Origin of the sequence: Streptococcus fermentans, assembly GCF_040888305.1 — a bacterium.
GTDB classification, from domain to species: Bacteria; Bacillota; Bacilli; order Lactobacillales; family Streptococcaceae; genus Streptococcus; species Streptococcus fermentans.
This window is the reverse complement of sequence record NZ_JBFNFG010000003.1, coordinates 53,272-71,651: the sequence shown is the minus strand read 5'-3', so window position 1 is coordinate 71,651 and position 18,380 is coordinate 53,272. Positions and strand designations below refer to the sequence as shown.

Sequence of the window (18,380 nt, the reverse complement as noted above, 5' to 3'; positions counted from 1 at the left end):
ACATACACAGCCAATCGCTGATTTGTGTCGTTCTGTCCTTATAAAGTGATTGGTCCCTGTGTATGAAATCACCATTCATACAGATAGGAGAAACCAATGAAAACTACAAAAGAAAGACTAGCAGCAGCTATTCAAACTCCATTAAAAGATAGTCTAGCTTTTTACCATACAAGTCTAAAAGGCTTAGACCAAGAACAAGTCGAAGAAAACCGTGACCTGTATGGTGAAAACACCATTACCAAGGGTCAAGAGGATTCTATCTTTAAGAAGATTTATGAGTCCATTATCAATCCTTTCACAATCATTTTGCTTGTGATTGCCTTTATCTCTCTCGTTACAAACGTCTGGCTTGCCAAACCTGGCCAAGAGGACCCTACGACCTCTATTATTATCGTTGTCTTGGTTTTGATTTCAGGAGGCATCCGTTTTGTCCAAGAATTGCGGAGTGACAAGGCAACAACCAACCTTTCAAAAATGATTGTCAACACTGCAACTGTTATTCGTGATGGTCTTGAACAAGAGTTGCCAATCGATGAGCTGGTTGTGGGAGACCTCGTGAAATTGAGTGCGGGAGATATGATTCCTGCAGATGTTATCTTATTTGAATCCCGTGACTTTTTCGTTCAACAGTCAGGTTTGACTGGAGAAAGTGATGCAGTCGAAAAACTTGCTTTAAATAAAGCCACCAATCAAAATGTAGATAGCCTACTAGAAGCAGAATCTTTGGCATTCATGGGGACAAACGTTATCTCAGGAAGTGCTACAGCTATGGTCCTAGCAGTTGGGGATGACACCATGATGGGAGCTATCGAGCAAACTCTCAACACCTATGATGAACCAACTTCTTTTGAACGTGAAATGAACAGCATTTCTTGGCTCTTGATCCGCTTGATGCTTGTCATGGTTCCAATTGTGTTTTTTGCAAATGGTTTAACCGATGGAGACTGGCTAGAGGCTGGAGTATTTGCCTTGAGCGTGGGTGTCGGACTGACACCAGAAATGCTTCCGATGATTATTACAGCCAGCTTGGCCAAAGGTTCCATTATCATGGCCAAGGAAAAAGTAGTCATCAAAAAACTCAATGCTATCCAGGACTTAGGAGCAATCGATATCCTTTGTACGGATAAAACTGGAACTCTAACGCAAGATGAGATTGTCTTAGAATATCCCTTGGATATCCATGGTGATTTGGATATGGCGGTCTTAAGAAGAGCTTATCTAAATTCACATTTCCAAACAGGTTTGAAAAACTTGATGGACCGTGCCATTATCAGTAGAACTGAAAAAGAAGCTAAAGAACACGTTATTCTACAAGATTTGGATAAAATCTTCCAAAAGATTGATGAACTGCCTTTTGACTTTGAACGCAGACGCATGAGTGTCATCGTCAAAGACGACAGCAATGTCGTTAGCATGGTGACCAAAGGTGCTTTGGAAGAAATGTTGACCATTTCGACTCATGTGGAATACCGCGGAGAAATCATTCCCCTAACCGAAGACATTCGTCAAGAAGTATTAGCAGAAGTTGGTCAATTAAACCGTCAAGGTTTGCGTGTCTTAGGTGTTGGTTACAAGTCAGGTCTACGTGAAGATTATGCCTATGCTGTGACTGATGAAAGTGACATGATCCTAACGGGGTACCTTGCCTTCTTGGATCCACCAAAACCATCTGCAGCACCCGCTATCCAAGCTCTGCTTGAGCATGGTGTCAGAACAAAAATTTTAACTGGAGATAACGAAAAAGTAACCCAAGCCATTTGTGAAAAGGTTGGATTGGACGTTGAACATATGCTCTTAGGTGCTGACATTGATCAAATGACCGACCAAGAATTGGCAGAAGTGGTTGAAAAAGTAACAGTCTTTGCCAAATTATCTCCTGATCAAAAAGCGCGGATTATTCTACAGTTAAAGAAAAATGGTCACGGTGTTGGTTATATGGGGGACGGTATTAATGACGCTCCATCCATGAAGGTGGCAGATGTCGGTATTTCTGTAGATACAGCAGTCGATATCGCCAAGGAAACAGCGGATGTTATCTTGCTAGACAAGGATCTCATGGTTCTTGAAACTGGTATCGTTGAGGGCCGTAAGGTTTACGCCAACATGACCAAGTACATCAAGATGACCGTTAGTTCAAACTTTGGGAATATCTTCTCACTCCTTGTTGCGAGTATTTTCTTACCATTTTTACCAATGGCTCCTGTTCATCTCATTGTCCTAAACCTAGTCTATGATTTGTCTTGTGTGGCATTGCCATTTGATAATGTGGATCAAGACTTCCTCAAACAACCCCATACATGGGAAGCAAAATCCATTACGCGATTTATGGTTTGGATGGGACCAATCTCATCTGTCTTTGATATTTTGACCTTTATCTTCCTCTACTTTATCATTGTTCCTTTGGTGACTGGCTATCATTATGTTCATGGGTCAGAATCTGCCCTTCAGTTTATTATCTTGTTCCAAACAGGATGGTTCATCGAATCTATGTGGTCTCAAACCATGGTCATCCATATGCTTCGTACGGCAAAAGTTCCTTTTGTACAAAGCAGACCAGCTTGGCTTGTGATTTTGATGACACTGGTTGCAGCCTTTTTCGTAACCAGTCTACCTTATGGACCACTAGTAAATATCCTTCGTCTAGCACCCTTAGGGCTTCCTTACTTCTTGTTCTTAATCTGTATTATTTTCTTGTATATGTTTAGCGTCACAGTTATAAAGAAATTTTACATTAAGAAGTATAAAGAATGGTTATAGTTCGTATTTTGTCAAGAAAAAAGTTCAAAAATTGCCAAAAAAGTTAAAATTTTTTAAAAATAGGTCGCAAGTCCGATGTTTTTTATGGTATAATAGTCTAAACTGATAGTAACATGTAGCGAAAGGGGTAGGTACATGATCAAAATTTATACAGTCTCAAGTTGTACTAGCTGTAAAAAAGCGAAGACCTGGCTCAATGCCCACCAGTTAAGTTATAAAGAACAAAACCTCGGTAAGGAAGGAATTTCGAGAGAAGAACTACTTGATATTTTGACAAAAACAGACAATGGAATTGCAAGTATCGTATCATCGAAAAATCGTTATGCAAAGGCCCTTGGTGTTGATATCGAAGATTTGAGTGTCAATGAAGTACTCAACCTAATCATGGAAACACCACGTATCTTGAAAAGTCCGATTCTTGTAGATGAGAAACGCCTACAAGTCGGCTATAAAGAAGACGATATCCGTGCCTTTTTGCCACGCTCTGTCCGTAATGTGGAAAATGCAGAAGCGCGTTTACGTGCGGCTCTATAAAACATCAAGGCTGGGAGCGACTCCTGGCCTTCTCTAATATTTAAATTGGATAACATGTGAGGATTTATGAAAAAGTTAGTCATTGGAACATTCGCAGCACTATTTTTGCTCGTTGGATGTGGTCAGAAAAAAGAAACAGCAGCTTCAACTACTGAGAGTTCTCAGGAAGCTCTACAGTCTACCTTGCCCGTATTAGAAAATGCAACTAAGAATACAGTTGTTACCAAGACCTTGGTTTTACCAGCTGATGAGAGTGGAGCACAGCAAACTCAAATCATTACTTACAAAGGCAATCAATTTTTAAGCTTGACCATTCAGCAGAAACGTCCTGTATCAGAAGATTTAAAAAATTATATTTCTGAACGTGGATTAGACGAAGCTAAAAAAGCTCTTAAAGAAGCTGAGGACAAGGATGAGTCTGTTCAAGCAGCTCGAAAAATTTCAGGCTTTACCATTGAAACGACTCTTTTAAATGAGAAAGAAATGGAAACCAAGACTAGTTATGATTTCCAAACACTGGATCTCAAAAAAGCAAGTGAAAACGAATACTTGAAGAATGTTGGACTGGAAAATCTATTGAAAAACGAACCAGAGGACTATATTGCTAATCGTGTTGCAAATGGGGCAACAGTCCAGTAAAAAGTCAGAGAAAATCAGCAGAATCAGACTGTGTGATTTGTAGAACGACCGCGAATGTGCTATAATAGTACTGTTCTAAGGAAAGAGGGTGTTAGAATGGGATTTACTGAAGAAACCGTACGTTTTAAATTGGACGATTCCAATAAAAAAGAAATCAGTGAAACATTGACAGATGTCTATGCTTCTTTGAATGAAAAGGGCTATAACCCTATTAACCAGATCGTGGGCTATGTTCTCAGTGGAGACCCAGCTTACGTTCCTCGTTATAACAATGCACGAAATCAAATCCGTAAGTATGAGCGAGATGAAATCGTTGAAGAATTGGTTCGCTACTACCTTAAAGGACAAGGAGTCGATCTATAATCTATGAGAATTATGGGATTGGACGTTGGTTCCAAAACGGTAGGAGTAGCGATTAGCGATCCGTTAGGTTTTACGGCACAAGGACTTGAAATCATCCAAATCAATGAAGAACAGGGAGAATTCGGTTTTGAACGCCTCAAGGAACTGGTTACTACCTATAAGGTAGATTGTTTTGTTGTTGGTTTGCCTAAAAACATGAACAATACCAGCGGACCGCGCGTGGAAGCCAGTCAAGCCTATGGTGCTAAACTAGAAGAACTCTTTGGTCTACCAGTAGAGTATCAAGATGAACGCCTAACCACGGTTGCTGCTGAGCGCATGTTGATTGAGCAAGCAGATATTAGTCGCAATAAGCGTAAAAAAGTTATTGATAAACTAGCCGCTCAATTGATTTTGCAAAATTATTTAGATAGAAAATTTTAAGACAGAGGAGAAACTATGTCACACGATCACAACCACGATCACGAAGAACGTGAACTTATTACACTTGTAGATGAGCAAGGAAACGAAACCTTGTTTGAAATCCTTTTGACTATTGACGGAAAAGAAGAATTTGGTAAAAATTATGTTCTTCTTGTACCAGTTAATGCAGAAGAAGATGAAAACGGCGAAGTTGAAATCCAGGCATACTCATTCATCGAAAACGAAGATGGAACAGAAGGCGAATTGCAACCAATCCCTGAAGATTCAGAGGATGAATGGAACATGATTGAAGAAGTCTTCAACAGCTTTATGGAGGAGTAAAAACATCCGGGGGATGTTTTTAGCCCTGCTTCTAGAAAGAAAAAGCAGGAACGTCCAGTGGACGTTTTTAGCCCGTATTGAAATAAAATATAGCTAAGTACTAGCTAATTCAATGAAAAGCGAAGAGAATCTTCGCTTTTTTGTTAAGGATTAAGGAGATTAAGCGTGTTTGAAGTAGAAAAATGGCTTCATAGTCGAATCGGTTTAAATTTTAGATCAGGTTTGGGGCGGATGCAGAGAGCGGTAGACTTGCTGGGGAACCCTGAGAAAGCCTATCCTATTATCCATGTTACAGGAACTAATGGCAAGGGGTCAACCATTGCCTTTATGAGAGAGCTCTTTGTTTCTCATGGTAAGAAGGTGGGGACCTTTACTTCACCCCATATTGTTAGCATCCATGATCGGATTTGTATCAATGGTCAACCCATATCGGACGCAGACTTTATCCGTTTGGCAAATCAAGTTAAGGAAATGGAGCAAAGACTTCTAGAGACACATGATCAATTGTCTTTTTTTGAATTGTTAACAGTGATTGCTTTGCTTTATTTTAAAGAACAAGAGGTGGATCTAGTTCTATTAGAAGTTGGGATTGGTGGACTTCTTGATACCACTAATGTGGTGACTGGAGAGATTGCAGTTATTACTTCAATTGGCCTAGATCACCAGGAGACCTTGGGCAATAGTCTGGAAGAAATCGCTGAACAGAAAGCAGGAATTTTTAAGCCAGAAAGAGTAGCAGTGATTGCAAACTTAGCTCCTGAAGCCCAGCTCGTTTGTCAAAAGATAGCAGAAGATTTAGATGTAACTCTCTACCAAGCTGACCGAGATTTTTCTTTCAAATCAGGAGATTTTTCTTCTTCTCTAGCGGATTTGACCCAATTAAAACTAGGATTGGAAGGAGCTTATCAAGAGGAAAATGCCGCCCTTGCTTTGCAGGCATTTCTGTTGTTTATGACAGAGAGAGGTGAAAAGGTCAATGAGAAAGCTATCCGGTATGCTCTGAAAACAACCAGTTGGGCTGGGCGTCTAGAAGCTGTTACGAAGCACATTTATCTAGATGGTGCCCACAATCTACCAGCCTTGGAGCGGTTAGTTGAATTTATCCAGGAAAAAATTCAGCAAGGTTATCAACCTCAAATCCTTTTTGGAGCTTTAAAGCGTAAAGATTATAGTGGCATGTTGGATTATCTGACCGATCATTTGCCTGATACAGCTCTCTATGTGACGAGCTTTGACTATCAAGGGTCTTTGGAGGAGAAAGATTTGAGCGACTATCATAGAGTTTCTTCCTATCGAGACTTTATAGATGATTTTGAAAAGTCTGCAGGGGAGAGAGACTTACTGTTTGTTACAGGTTCCCTCTATTTTATATCTGAAGTTCGTGCCTACCTTATAAAAATATAGTTGCCTGATTGACCTTGTTTTCTTTATTTGATATAGTATAAGTAGAATAGTTCTGCAGTTTTTCTGCCTTTAGCTCCTGAAAGAAAGGAGACATTATGTCACTAAAAAATTTACACTTTCTCTTGCTACTGTGGCAAGTCTTAGTCTCTTAACTGCTTGTTCGTCAACAACGAAGCCGGCGCCGTCATCCCAAGCAAGCTCTAGATCTGAAGTGAGCACTAGTCAAGTATCAGAAACCAGTGCTTCTAGTTCTACTACTAGTACAAAGACTGACACAACTACTAATATAGATGGGACCTACAAGGGACAAGACGAGGGTGATAGCATTACTCTTGTAGTCACTGGAAATACCGGAACGTGGACAGAAGTTGAAGCGAACGGAGATAAAGAGGTGAAAAAGGTGACCTTCGAACCAGAAAATCAGAGAGTCTTTATTGGAGACGATATCAAGATTTATGTGGCAGAAGAGAACCAGATTATTATCGATGACATGGACCGTGAGGCTTCAGATCGTATCGTTTTAAAGAAATAGACATCATTTGTTGGGATTTGGATCTGTAAAAGACGGATTCAAATCCTTTTTTCATTGACTTTGAGCTCAAAAAAATTCCATACTCTTAAGGTAGCTAATGTCTACCCCAAAAGTATAGAATGAGTGAAATTAAAGAAATCGTTCCTGTAAAAAGTGAGCGACGCCATCTTCTTCGTTGGTCAATGGTAATTGCTCGTCTGCGAAAGGTAACAGAGCAGGATTTGCGTTTTTCATAGCATAGCCTTTACTTGCAAAAGAAAGCATTTCTTGGTCATTGTGTTCGTCACCAAAGGCAATCAAATTCTGTTTGTCTATATTCATGACCTTGAGAAGATATTCGAGGGCAAAGGCCTTGTGAACTCCTTTGGGAGTACATTCGAGAATGTTCAAAGGGCCACCCCAAGTGTTAATATTGAGTTGGTGCTTGTAAAAGCTGTTCATCTCTTCTGCTAGTGCATATTTATCGTCTGCCCTAGTTTGTAATAAAATACAGTTAGGTCCCTTGGTCACTAAGTTAGACTGGAATTGATTTTCAGGGCGAAAGTTTTCAACACCAAATAATTTAGGGTTGGCAATTTCTTTGTCTGGAGCCGTAATGTAAAACTTTTTACGGTATTCACCTGCGATAAAGTCTGCCTCAATCTCCTCTTTTCGTTTCACGATATCTAAGAGGTATTTTTTGTCCACAGTCAGACACTTTTCATGTTTCCAAGTCTTACCTGGCAGATGAGTGAGTGAACCGTTGAAGTTGATCATAGGGGTTTCAAGTTCAAGTTGATCATAAAAATCTTTGGCCATACGGTAAGGGCGACCAGTTGCGATAACAACTTGGTGGCCTTTTTTAGAGATTTTCTTAATCGTTTCAATAGTAAAATCAGAAAGTTTGCTTTCAGAGTTGAGCAAGGTTCCGTCCAAATCGACGGCAATCATTTTTTTAGTCATAAAATCCTCCCGAATCTAGTTTCAGATAAGATGTTTTCTATTATATCAGAAAGTGACTAGAAAAGCTGATAATAAGCGAAAATAGGGAGAATAATATCCCATAAGAATTTTTAAAATTAGAAAAAACATCTTGAAAAGATGAATGATTGGTGATATAATGGTAGTATTGTTCGTAAAATGACAAAGGAGATTAAAAATGGACAAACTATTTAAACTAAAAGAGCACGGGACAGATGTCCGTACAGAGGTTCTTGCTGGTTTAACAACTTTCTTTGCAATGAGTTATATTCTCTTTGTAAACCCTCAAATGCTTTCACAAACAGGAATGCCTGTTCAAGGTGTGTTCTTGGCTACAATCATTGGTTCTGTTGTGGGGACTTTGATGATGGCCTTCTATGCTAACTTACCATATGCGCAAGCTCCAGGTATGGGACTCAATGCCTTCTTCACATTTACCGTCGTATTTGGGATGGGTTATAAATGGCAAGAAGCACTTGGGATGGTCTTCATCTGCGGGATTATTTCATTGATTATTACATTGACCAATGTTCGTAAAATGATTATCGAATCTATTCCTACAACTCTTCGTTCAGCGATTTCAGCTGGTATTGGGGTTTTCCTTGCTTATGTTGGGATTAAGAATGCTGGTCTCTTGAAATTCTCGATTGACCCGGGTACTTATACAGTAGCAGGTGAAGGAGCAGATAAGGCTCAAGCAGCACTTACTGCAAACTCAGCAGCTGTTCCAGGATTGGTAGACTTCAACACTCCAGCTGTCTTGGTAGCTCTTGCAGGTCTTGCCATTACTATCTTCTTCGTTGTTAAGGGGATCAAAGGCGGTATCATCCTTTCTATTTTGACAACGACAGTTCTTGCTATTGCTGTTGGTCTTGTTGATTTGTCTAGCATTGACTTTGCAAGCAACAATCTTTCATCAGCAGTTAACGACCTAGGAACTTTGTTTGGTGCTGCTCTTGGTTCAGAAGGTTTAGGATCTTTGGTTTCAAACACTTCTCGCTTACCAGAAACCTTGATGGCCATTCTTGCCTTCTCATTGACAGACATTTTTGATACTATTGGTACTCTTATTGGTACTGGTGAAAAAGTTGGTATCGTTGCAACAAGTGGTGAAAACCACGAGTCAGCTAAATTGGATAAGGCTCTATATTCTGACTTGGTGGCGACATCAGTTGGTGCCATTGCAGGTACTTCAAACGTTACAACTTATATTGAGTCAGCAGCAGGGATCGGTGCTGGTGGACGTACTGGATTGACAGCCTTAGTTGTTGCTATCTGTTTTGCTCTATCAAGCTTCTTTAGCCCACTTCTTGCCATTGTGCCTTCAGCTGCGACAGCACCAATTTTGATTATCGTCGGAATTATGATGCTCTCTAACTTGAAAAACATTCCTTGGGATGATATGTCAGAAGCTATTCCAGCCTTCTTCACATCTATCTTTATGGGATTCAGCTACTCTATCACACAAGGGATTGCTGTTGGTTTCTTGACATACACCTTGACAAAAGTTGTCAAAGGTCAGGTCAAGGATGTGCATGTAATGATTTGGATTTTGGATGCCTTGTTTATCTTGAACTACATCAGTATGGCTCTTAACTAATGACAAAAACTAAAAAAAGAGGGGAGTCTCCTCTTTTTTTGTTGATGGAAATATCACAAAATAAAACTTTTTGGTATAATAATTATATGTACACAAAAAATGAAGATGAGTTGATTGCACTTGGGGAAAAGCTAGGGCATTTACTAGAAAAAAATGATGTATTGATTTTGACCGGTGAATTAGGTGCTGGTAAAACAACACTAACAAAAGGTCTGGCTAAAGGATTAGGCATTTATCAAATGATTAAGAGTCCTACCTATACCATTGTTAGAGAGTACGAAGGACATCTACCCTTGTATCACTTAGATGTTTATCGCATCGAAGGGGATGCAGATTCAATCGACTTGGATGAATTTCTTTTTGGATCAGGTGTAACGGTTATTGAGTGGGGACATCTATTGGGGGACAATCTTCCATCAGATTATCTGGAGTTAGAAATTCTTAAAAAGGATGAGGGACGAGAAATCGTCTTTCATGCTCATGGCCAACGAGCGACAGAACTTTTGAAGAGGCTGACGAATGGAATATGATCTTTTAATTCGTGAAGCAGAAGTCCAAGATGCTACGGCTCTTATTGCACTTTTGGATCAAATAGGACAAGAGTCGACTTTTACTAGTTTGGATGAAAATGGAATCTCAATGAGTGAGTCTGAGATGGAATTGTTCATTGACCAACAAGCCCAGTCAGAGAATCAAATCACCCTATTAGCTTTTTTGAATGATGAATTAGTAGGAGTCATCAATATAACAGCTGATCAACGTCTGCGGGTTCGTCATATTGGAGATGTCTTTTTAGGGATTAAAAAAGCTTATTGGGGAAATGGTCTCGGTAGTATCTTGATGGAAGAAGTGATTGAATGGGCTAAATCTAGCGGTAGTATTCGACGTTTACAATTGACAGTCCAAAAAAGAAATCTTGCTGCGGTGCATCTGTATGAAAAAATGGGTTTTATCATAGAAGGATTACAGGAACGTGGCGCTTGTATAGAAGGAGGAGAGTTTCTAGATGTTTACCTGATGGGTCAACTGATAGATGAATAAAAGTATGGCAAAAAAGATAATCGGAATGTTTTTAGGCTTTGTTCTTGTGACAGTACTTGGTGTGGGAGCTTATGCCTATACAATCTACCAACAGAGTACACAGACTTTGGCTAAAACCTATAAAAAAATCGGTGAAGAAACCAAGGTCATTGAAGCGACCGAACCTCTGACGATTTTGCTGATGGGCGTGGACACAGGGAATGTTGAACGTACAGATCCATGGGCGGGTAATAGTGATTCGATGATTTTGGTCACAGTGAATCCTAAAACTAAGAAGACAGTCATGATGAGTTTAGAGCGAGATATTCTCACACAAATCCAGCAGCCAGATGGTAGTGTAATAGAGGCTAAACTCAATGCCGCCTATGCCAATGGTGGAGCAGAGTTGTCTATTTCAACGATTCAAAAAATGATGAATATCCATATCGACCGTTATGTGATGGTCAATATGCATGGACTTCAAAGAATGGTTGATGCTGTAGGTGGTATTACAGTGAACAACACTCTAGGTTTCCCAATCTCTATCCAAGATCAGGAACCATTTAATACGATTTCTATCGGTGTTGGCGAACAGAAGCTAAATGGTGAAGAAGCCCTTGTTTATTCACGTATGCGTTATCAGGATCCAGAAGGAGACTATGGTCGTCAAAAACGTCAGCGTGAAGTGATTCAAAAAGTTGTCGAGAAGATTCTTAGTTTGAATAGTGTGAGTCACTATCAAGAGATTCTGAAGGCTCTTAGCGATAATATGCAGACAAATATCGAAATTACAACGACAACGATTCCTCAGTTGATGGGTTATCAAGATTCATTTAAAAATATTGAGTCTCAACAATTGCGTGGAGAGGATGCAATGCTTCAAGGGACATCTTACCAAATCGTGACATCCGAGCATATGTTAGAGATGCAAAATCTTTTACGCCGTTCGCTCGGGCAACCAGAGGTTACGAATTTGGAGACCAATGTAGTCTTGTATGAGAATATTTATGGTCAGGGGCAGTTACCCCAATCTACTAGTTATACAGTAGAAGAGTTAGAATAATAGGAAACTATTGGTCAAATCGTGGGAATTATCCTGCGATTTTTTCAAAGAAATCCGAATAGGTAAGTAGGAGGAAAAAATGAAAGCAGAAATTATAGCTGTTGGGACAGAGATTTTGACAGGTCAGATTGTCAATACCAATGCGCAATTCTTGTCTGAAAAGTTGGCTGAAATCGGTGTAGATGTCTATTTTCAGACGGCCGTAGGGGATAACGAGGCTCGCCTCCTATCCCTGTTAGAAATTGCTCGGAATCGCAGTAGTCTAGTCATTTTAACAGGTGGCTTGGGTCCTACGGAAGATGACTTGACCAAGCAAACTTTGGCCCGATTTTTAGGACGTGACTTAACTTTTGATCCTCAGGCTCAGGCTAAGCTAGATGTCTTTTTTGCTCATCGATCAGACTATGCTAGAACTCCCAATAATGAGCGCCAGGCTCAAATTGTTCAAGGTTCAACCCCATTGCCGAACGAAACAGGGCTGGCAGTCGGTGGCATGATCGAGGTGGCTGGGGTAACCTATGTCGTCCTACCAGGGCCACCAAGTGAATTAAAACCTATGGTTTTAAATGAATTGCTGCCAAGGTTGACAACAGGTTCTAAGCTCTACTCACGTGTGTTGCGTTTCTTTGGGATTGGAGAGAGCCAACTGGTGACAATCTTATCGGATCTGATTGACCAGCAGACGGATCCAACCTTGGCACCTTATGCTAAAACTGGGGAAGTGACCATTCGCTTATCTACCAAGGCTAAGAGTCAGGAAGAAGCGAATCGAGTTCTAGATGATCTAGAACAAAAAATCCTTGAGAGAGAAACCTTTGAAGGTGTTTCACTTCGAGAAATTTGCTATGGCTATGGAGAAGAAACCAGCCTGGCTAGCCTGGTAGTAGAAGAGTTGAAAAAGCAAAAGAAAACCATCACCGCAGCAGAAAGCTTGACTGCAGGACTGTTTCAAGCCACTTTGGCAGATTTTTCAGGTGTATCTGCTATCTTTAAAGGTGGTTTTGTGACCTATAGCCTTGAAGAAAAATCTAAGATGCTTGATATTCCACAAGCTGAATTGGAAAAACATGGAGTCGTCTCAGCCTTTACTGCTGAAAAAATGGCTGAACAGGCACGAATCAAGACCCAGTCAGATTTTGGAATTAGTTTGACGGGAGTAGCTGGCCCAGATAGTCTAGAAGGACATCCAGCAGGTACAGTCTTTATTGCTTTAGCGCAAGCTTCGGGTACAGAAGTTATTCAAGCCAATATCGCAGGTAGAAGTCGTGGAGATGTGCGAGAAATTGCAGTCCTACATGCCTTTAACCTAGTTCGCAAAGCTTTATTAAGTGCTGGAGATTTGTTATAATAGAAGAAGGTCTTAGGACTATTAGAATATAGGAGAACAAAATGGCGAAAAAACCAACAAAAAAATTAGATGAAATTGGCAAAAAATTTGGTGCTGATCGTGAAAAAGCCTTGAACGATGCCCTTAAATTGATTGAAAAAGACTTCGGTAAGGGATCAATCATGCGCTTGGGTGAACGTGCCGAGCAAAAAGTCCAAGTGATGAGTTCAGGCTCTTTGGCCCTTGATATTGCACTTGGATCAGGTGGTTATCCAAAGGGACGTATCATTGAAATCTACGGTCCAGAGTCATCAGGTAAGACAACGGTTGCCCTTCATGCGGTAGCGCAAGCACAAAAAGAAGGCGGAATTGCTGCCTTTATCGATGCGGAGCACGCTCTTGACCCAGCCTATGCAGCAGCTCTTGGGGTTAACATTGATGAATTGCTCCTATCACAACCAGACTCAGGTGAGCAAGGTCTTGAAATTGCAGGGAAATTGATTGACTCTGGAGCGGTTGACCTTGTCGTTATCGACTCAGTTGCTGCCCTTGTACCTCGTGCGGAAATCGATGGTGATATCGGAGATAGCCATGTTGGTCTTCAAGCTCGTATGATGAGCCAGGCTATGCGTAAACTCGGAGCTTCTATCAATAAGACTAAGACAATTGCTATCTTCATCAACCAGTTGCGTGAAAAAGTAGGGGTTATGTTTGGTAATCCAGAAACAACTCCTGGTGGACGTGCTCTTAAATTCTACGCTTCTGTCCGTTTGGATGTTCGTGGAAGCACACAAATCAAGGGAACTGGTGACCAAAAAGATACTAGCGTAGGTAAGGAAACCAAGATTAAGGTTGTTAAAAACAAGGTAGCCCCACCATTCAAAGAAGCCTTTGTTGAAATCATGTATGGTGAAGGAATTTCAAGAACTGGTGAGCTTTTGAAGATTGCAAGTGATCTTGACATTATCAAGAAAGCAGGAGCATGGTATTCTTACAAAGATGAAAAGATCGGACAAGGTTCTGAAAATGCTAAGAAATACTTGGCAGATCACCCAGAAATCTTTGACGAGATTGACCACCAAGTTCGTGTCAAGTTTGGCTTGATTGAAGATGATGCAGTGGCCGATGAAAAAGTTGCACCTGTGGAATCAGAAGTAGCTAATCAAGAAGTGACTCTTGACCTTGGCGATGATCTTGAAATCGAAATTGAAGATTAAAAAGTGAAAGTGGTGGAGGAATCCCCACTTTTTTTGCTATATGAGAATAAAGAAACAAGGTTATGAGAGCAGGATTGACAGATTTTCACAGTAAAAATGAGGAAGACGGTTGAAAAAGATTTGATTTGATAACAAAATAAATTAAAAGAAAAATTAGTATAAGGAGATTTTTATGGAAAAACGTTTAGTTCGTAATGTTCAAGATAAAAAATTGCTGGTGTTTGTGCAGGTCTTGCTGACTACTTAGATATGGACCAAACATTGGTTCGTGCTATTTGGATTCTCTTCACATTACTAGGTGGATCAGGAATTCTTGCTTACCTCATTCTTTGGCTCATCATGCCAGAAGCTGGAACAGAAGCGTAAACTTAGTGACATCTTTATAAGATAAGTCATGATAGGGCTGGGACAAGGTTGTCTCAGTCTTATTTATTTTGATGGATTTAGCAAAACTTTCTGCTATTTGATTTTGGAATCACAAAAAAATCACCTGTAGCACAGGTGATTGGGTATTCATTGTAGAAAAATTTGCAGTTTCTTACTGGGAAGTTCAAGACTACAGTATAGGTTAGTGGTCGCTGAAACGACGATACTCGATGTGGAAGTCGAAATAATTTTCTTCTTGCAATTTTTGAAAGATGTTCCTATAGGCTTCCTCATCAAAATGGTCACCACGATAGAGAATTTCAAAACTCATTCCCTCGTATTCCAAGAAGGCATTGGCTGTTTTAAAACCATTTTGTAGGTAGAAGTCCATACGGGCTTTTCGTTGTTCAAGATTGTCACAGTCTTCGTCCAATCGCTCCACTTCAAGAATCATGGTACGCTGGTAAAAATCAATCAGCTTTTCAATGATTTCTCTCCCGTATCCGTGGCTACGCAAATGGGGCATAATGGCAAAAAAGCTGATATAGAAAGCTTTTTGATTGGAAATGGCAAAGGCGAAGCCGACAAATTCTTCCTCGTTATAAAAAGCGAAAAAGTGGGCGTCATCTCTATCCTGATAACTTAAAAATTCCTCCAAGGAGACGCGTTCTTCTTCAGGGAAGGCTTCCTTGTTTAATTGTTCAACTTTGTCAAGGTCTGGAAATACATCTGTAATTAATTGGCTGGTTAAGCTCATGTATAAACTCCTTTTCTGTCACGATTATACCAGATTGTTTGTATCTAGGCAACGCTTTCTTAATGAAACTCCCTTGTTCCCCCACTTGAAAGCTGATATAATAGCCTTATGAATAAAAAATCAAAGGTGGACCTGATTCATGGTCCCATCCTTCCCGCGCTAATTAGTTTTGCATTACCGATTCTACTGTCCAATATCTTTCAACAACTATACAATACAGCTGATGTTTTGATTGTTGGGCGTTTTTTGGGACAAAATTCCTTGGCAGCAGTCGGAGCAACGACTGCCATTTTTGATTTGATTATCGGATTTGCTCTCGGAGTCGGAAATGGGATGGGAGTGGTGATTGCCCGCTATTACGGAGCTCGTAACTTTTCAAAGATTAAAGAAGCTGTCGCAGCCACTTGGATTTTAGGGGCTCTTTTAAGCGTGATTGTTATGGCGATAGGCTTTGTTGGTCTCTATCCACTTCTCCAATATCTGGAAACTCCTGCAGAAATTCTCCCCCAGTCTTATGAATACATTTCTATGATTGTCAGCTGTGTAGGAGTTAGTTTTGCTTATAATCTCTTTGCAGGATTACTGCGCTCTGTTGGCGATAGCCTTGCTGCGCTTGCTTTTCTTATTTTCTCAGCCATTGTTAATGTGATTCTGGATTTGTATTTTATTACGCAATTGCAGTTAGGTGTTCAATCTGCTGGTCTTGCAACCATTATCTCCCAGGGTTTGTCAGCTATCCTTTGCTATCTCTATATCCGAAAGAGTGTTCCAGAGCTCCTTCCTAGGTGGAAGGATTTCAAATGGAATAAGGCTCTTTATGTTGATCTCTTGGAGCAGGGGCTAGCCATGGGTTTAATGGGTTCAATCGTCTCTATCGGAAGTGTGATCTTGCAATCCTCGGTCAATAGTTTTGGAGCAGTCATTATCAGCGCTCAGACAGCAGCACGCCGAATCATGGCTTTTGCCTTATTACCAATGACAGCTATTTCATCTTCGATAACAACTTTTATCTCTCAAAACTATGGAGCCAAGCAACCAGACCGCATTGTCCAAGGACTTCGATTAGGAAGTTATATTAGTATGGCTTGGGCAAGTTTTGCCTGCATTTTCCTATTTTTTGCAAGTCCTACTCTGGTTTCTTTCCTGGCAAGTTCGACAGACGGCTACTTGATTGAAAATGGGACTTTATACCTACGCATCAGTTCTGTATTCTATCCATTTTTGAGTCTTTTATTGATCTATAGAAATAGCTTACAAGGGCTAGGTCAAAAGTTCCTACCTCTCGTATCTAGCTTTATCGAGTTATTTGGGAAAATCGTGTTTGTGGCTTGGATTATTCCTTGGACAGGCTATATAGGTGTGATTCTATGTGAGCCCCTTCTCTGGCTAGTTATGACTGCTCAACTTTACTTCTCACTTTCCAAGCATCCATGGATCAAAGAAGGCAAGAAAATATTGGTTGCTGGTGGGAAATCCTAGCTTGATTTACAAAAGAAAAATCCATTTCCTCTAGTGAAAATCAGGTAGACTTGTGTTATAATAAGAAAGATTAAAATGTGAAAAAAGGAGATTCCTAATGGGACGTAAATGGGCCAATATCGTAGCTAAGAAAACAGCTAAAGATGGAGCTAACTCTAAAGTATATGCAAAATTTGGTGTAGAAATCTATGTAGCAGCTAAAAAAGGTGAACCAGATCCAGAATTAAACACTGCTTTGAAATTCGTTATCGATCGTGCCAAACAAGCGCAAGTACCAAAACACGTTATTGATAAGGCTATCGATAAAGCAAAAGGAAACACAGACGAAACCTTTACAGAAGGTCGTTACGAAGGTTTCGGACCAAATGGTTCTATGTTGATTGTTGATACTTTGACTTCAAACGTCAACCGTACAGCTGCGAATGTTCGTGCTGCTTTTGGTAAAAACGGTGGAAACATGGGAGCTTCAGGTTCTGTATCTTACCTATTTGACAACAAAGGTGTTATCGTCTTTGCAGGTGAAGATGCTGATGCAATCTTTGAACTCTTGCTTGAAGCAGATGTCGATGTAGACGATGTAGAAGCAGAAGAAGGAACAATCACTGTTTACACAGCTCCAACTGATCTTCACAAGGCTATCGTTGCCTTGCGTGAATCTGGTATTGAAGAATTCCAAGTAACTGAATTAGAAATGATTCCTCAATCAGAAGTTGAGTTGTCAGGTGAAGATTTGGAAACATTTGAAAAACTTTACGGAGTCCTTGAAGACGACGAAGACGTACAAAAAATCTACACAAACGTGGATGGGTTCTAATACAAAAAAACAGTGCTGAGTCACTGTTTTTTACTTGTAGCAAATTCATAAAGTTTTTCTGCAGTTAGGAGAGCCATTTTGTCCATGCTTGTTTTTCCTTTTCTAAGATCCGAAATGGTAGACCAAGGAACGGCAGCACCTTGTGAAATCGCAGATGTAGAAATGGAACTGTCTAATAATTCTTGAATAACTTTTCTCATTTTATTTGTCCTTTTCGTTTTTTAGATAAATATAGACGTTGATTGCTATTATAAAAACAGCTATTGAACTAACCATTGGTTTCCCTCTTTTCATTTGATAAAATAGAAGTTCGAGGGGCTTTCGTATCTACTTCTTAGCATTTCTTTTTTCTTTCACTGGATTTGGACTTACATCTTTTGTTTTGCGATAGACGTTACTGTTTTATGGGAATTATCTATCGCCTTTTCAAGTTTTTTGAGCCGATCTTCTTTGTAGATCTCAGCAAGCTCTTATCTTGACTATATTATATCACGGTACGCCGACAGAGCCAAGAGTTTTTATAAAGTTTAAAAAATAAGGGGAAAATGTCGTAAACCTCTGAAAAACTCAGCTATTTTATAAGATATTGGGTCGCTTGGAAATATATGTGATGAAATTCTAGAAAGTAAATGGGTTCTAATACAAAAGAGGCTGGGACAAAAGTCCTAGCCTCTTAATTGTCTTTGGATTTTCGAGCAAGACGCAGTGGTTGAGTGGGCTCTACTACGCTGATTTCATCAGCTTTTACAGCCCTACTCAACTGGGCGGAGGTGGGACGACGAAATCGAATTCTAACGAATTACC

The 18,380-nt window shown here is 40.1% G+C and carries 19 protein-coding genes and 1 pseudogene; 17 read left to right on the top strand and 3 right to left on the bottom strand.

All coding sequences use genetic code 11. The features are described from left to right. Positions 1–96: 96 nt before the first annotated feature. The 8 genes from mgtA to AB2B50_RS04340 all read left to right on the top strand — a co-directional run bounded on the left by mgtA (position 97) and on the right by AB2B50_RS04340 (position 6,973). The gene (gene mgtA / locus AB2B50_RS04375; RefSeq protein ID WP_320692630.1) at positions 97–2,757 is read left to right on the top strand and encodes a magnesium-translocating P-type ATPase; all 2,661 of its coding nucleotides are present in this window, start codon (positions 97–99) and stop codon (positions 2,755–2,757) included. 135 nt (positions 2,758–2,892) lie between these two features. Next, complete coding sequence (gene spx, locus AB2B50_RS04370; RefSeq protein WP_000591164.1) at positions 2,893–3,291, top strand: transcriptional regulator Spx; 399 nt, start codon at positions 2,893–2,895, stop codon at positions 3,289–3,291. Positions 3,292–3,357: 66 nt separating this feature from the next. Continuing rightward, a complete protein-coding gene (locus AB2B50_RS04365) occupies positions 3,358–3,930 on the top strand; it encodes an SP0191 family lipoprotein (protein ID WP_000737513.1) in 573 nt (190 codons plus the stop codon). Between the two features lie 96 nt (positions 3,931–4,026). After that, positions 4,027–4,293: an IreB family regulatory phosphoprotein gene (locus AB2B50_RS04360; protein ID WP_000507060.1), complete on the top strand. Its 267-nt coding sequence runs from the start codon at positions 4,027–4,029 to the stop codon at positions 4,291–4,293. Positions 4,294–4,296: 3 nt separating this feature from the next. Then, positions 4,297–4,716, top strand: a complete 420-nt coding sequence (gene ruvX, locus AB2B50_RS04355) for a Holliday junction resolvase RuvX (RefSeq protein WP_320693291.1) — start codon at positions 4,297–4,299, stop codon at positions 4,714–4,716. A 15-nt stretch (positions 4,717–4,731) separates the two neighbouring features. After that, positions 4,732–5,037 carry a DUF1292 domain-containing protein gene (locus AB2B50_RS04350; protein ID WP_000017624.1) on the top strand — a complete coding sequence of 102 codons (306 nt, stop codon included), beginning with the start codon at positions 4,732–4,734 and terminating at the stop codon, positions 5,035–5,037. A gap of 165 nt (positions 5,038–5,202) precedes the next feature. Continuing rightward, on the top strand, positions 5,203–6,441 hold the full coding sequence (locus AB2B50_RS04345) for a bifunctional folylpolyglutamate synthase/dihydrofolate synthase (protein WP_320692628.1): 1,239 nt from the start codon (positions 5,203–5,205) through the stop codon (positions 6,439–6,441). A gap of 76 nt (positions 6,442–6,517) precedes the next feature. Beyond that, the gene (locus AB2B50_RS04340; protein WP_320692672.1) at positions 6,518–6,973 is read left to right on the top strand and encodes an SP_0198 family lipoprotein; all 456 of its coding nucleotides are present in this window, start codon (positions 6,518–6,520) and stop codon (positions 6,971–6,973) included. Between the two features lie 129 nt (positions 6,974–7,102). Here the strand turns inward: AB2B50_RS04340 and AB2B50_RS04335 are convergent, their stop codons facing one another. Then, positions 7,103–7,915 (bottom strand): Cof-type HAD-IIB family hydrolase, encoded by an 813-nt coding sequence (locus tag AB2B50_RS04335; protein ID WP_320692627.1) that lies wholly within the window; start codon positions 7,913–7,915, stop codon positions 7,103–7,105. Positions 7,916–8,111: 196 nt separating this feature from the next. Here AB2B50_RS04335 and AB2B50_RS04330 point away from each other — a divergent pair, with 196 nt between their 5' ends. The 7 genes and pseudogenes from AB2B50_RS04330 to AB2B50_RS04300 all read left to right on the top strand — a co-directional run bounded on the left by AB2B50_RS04330 (position 8,112) and on the right by AB2B50_RS04300 (position 14,526). Beyond that, complete coding sequence (locus AB2B50_RS04330; RefSeq protein WP_320692626.1) at positions 8,112–9,533, top strand: NCS2 family permease; 1,422 nt, start codon at positions 8,112–8,114, stop codon at positions 9,531–9,533. Between the two features lie 86 nt (positions 9,534–9,619). Continuing rightward, a complete protein-coding gene (tsaE, locus tag AB2B50_RS04325; protein WP_320692625.1) occupies positions 9,620–10,063 on the top strand; it encodes a tRNA (adenosine(37)-N6)-threonylcarbamoyltransferase complex ATPase subunit type 1 TsaE in 444 nt (147 codons plus the stop codon). Next, entirely contained in the window at positions 10,053–10,574 is a 522-nt protein-coding gene (locus tag AB2B50_RS04320) for a GNAT family N-acetyltransferase (RefSeq protein WP_320692624.1), read from the top strand. The genes tsaE and AB2B50_RS04320 overlap by 11 nt, the downstream gene beginning before the upstream one ends. A gap of 4 nt (positions 10,575–10,578) precedes the next feature. Further along, positions 10,579–11,616 carry a glycopolymer--peptidoglycan transferase LytR gene (lytR, locus tag AB2B50_RS04315; protein WP_320692623.1) on the top strand — a complete coding sequence of 346 codons (1,038 nt, stop codon included), beginning with the start codon at positions 10,579–10,581 and terminating at the stop codon, positions 11,614–11,616. Between the two features lie 79 nt (positions 11,617–11,695). After that, positions 11,696–12,964 carry a competence/damage-inducible protein A gene (locus tag AB2B50_RS04310; RefSeq protein ID WP_320692622.1) on the top strand — a complete coding sequence of 423 codons (1,269 nt, stop codon included), beginning with the start codon at positions 11,696–11,698 and terminating at the stop codon, positions 12,962–12,964. A gap of 41 nt (positions 12,965–13,005) precedes the next feature. Further along, positions 13,006–14,160, top strand: a complete 1,155-nt coding sequence (recA, locus tag AB2B50_RS04305; protein WP_049502853.1) for a recombinase RecA — start codon at positions 13,006–13,008, stop codon at positions 14,158–14,160. Positions 14,161–14,332: 172 nt separating this feature from the next. Then, a pseudogene (locus AB2B50_RS04300) lies at positions 14,333–14,526 on the top strand (PspC domain-containing protein). 202 nt (positions 14,527–14,728) lie between these two features. Here the strand turns inward: AB2B50_RS04300 and AB2B50_RS04295 are convergent. Continuing rightward, the gene (locus AB2B50_RS04295; RefSeq protein WP_320692621.1) at positions 14,729–15,283 is read right to left on the bottom strand and encodes a GNAT family N-acetyltransferase; all 555 of its coding nucleotides are present in this window, start codon (positions 15,281–15,283) and stop codon (positions 14,729–14,731) included. Between the two features lie 108 nt (positions 15,284–15,391). On the opposite strand from AB2B50_RS04295, the gene AB2B50_RS04290 reads away from it, so the two are divergent. Together AB2B50_RS04290 and AB2B50_RS04285 are read left to right on the top strand one after the other, a co-directional pair. Next, positions 15,392–16,762 (top strand): MATE family efflux transporter, encoded by a 1,371-nt coding sequence (locus tag AB2B50_RS04290; RefSeq protein WP_320692620.1) that lies wholly within the window; start codon positions 15,392–15,394, stop codon positions 16,760–16,762. 97 nt (positions 16,763–16,859) lie between these two features. Beyond that, the gene (locus tag AB2B50_RS04285; RefSeq protein ID WP_045762594.1) at positions 16,860–17,576 is read left to right on the top strand and encodes a YebC/PmpR family DNA-binding transcriptional regulator; all 717 of its coding nucleotides are present in this window, start codon (positions 16,860–16,862) and stop codon (positions 17,574–17,576) included. 20 nt (positions 17,577–17,596) lie between these two features. Here AB2B50_RS04285 and AB2B50_RS04280 read toward each other — a convergent pair whose 3' ends face one another. Then, positions 17,597–17,776, bottom strand: a complete 180-nt coding sequence (locus AB2B50_RS04280; RefSeq protein WP_320693290.1) for a hypothetical protein — start codon at positions 17,774–17,776, stop codon at positions 17,597–17,599. Positions 17,777–18,380: the final 604 nt, after the last annotated feature.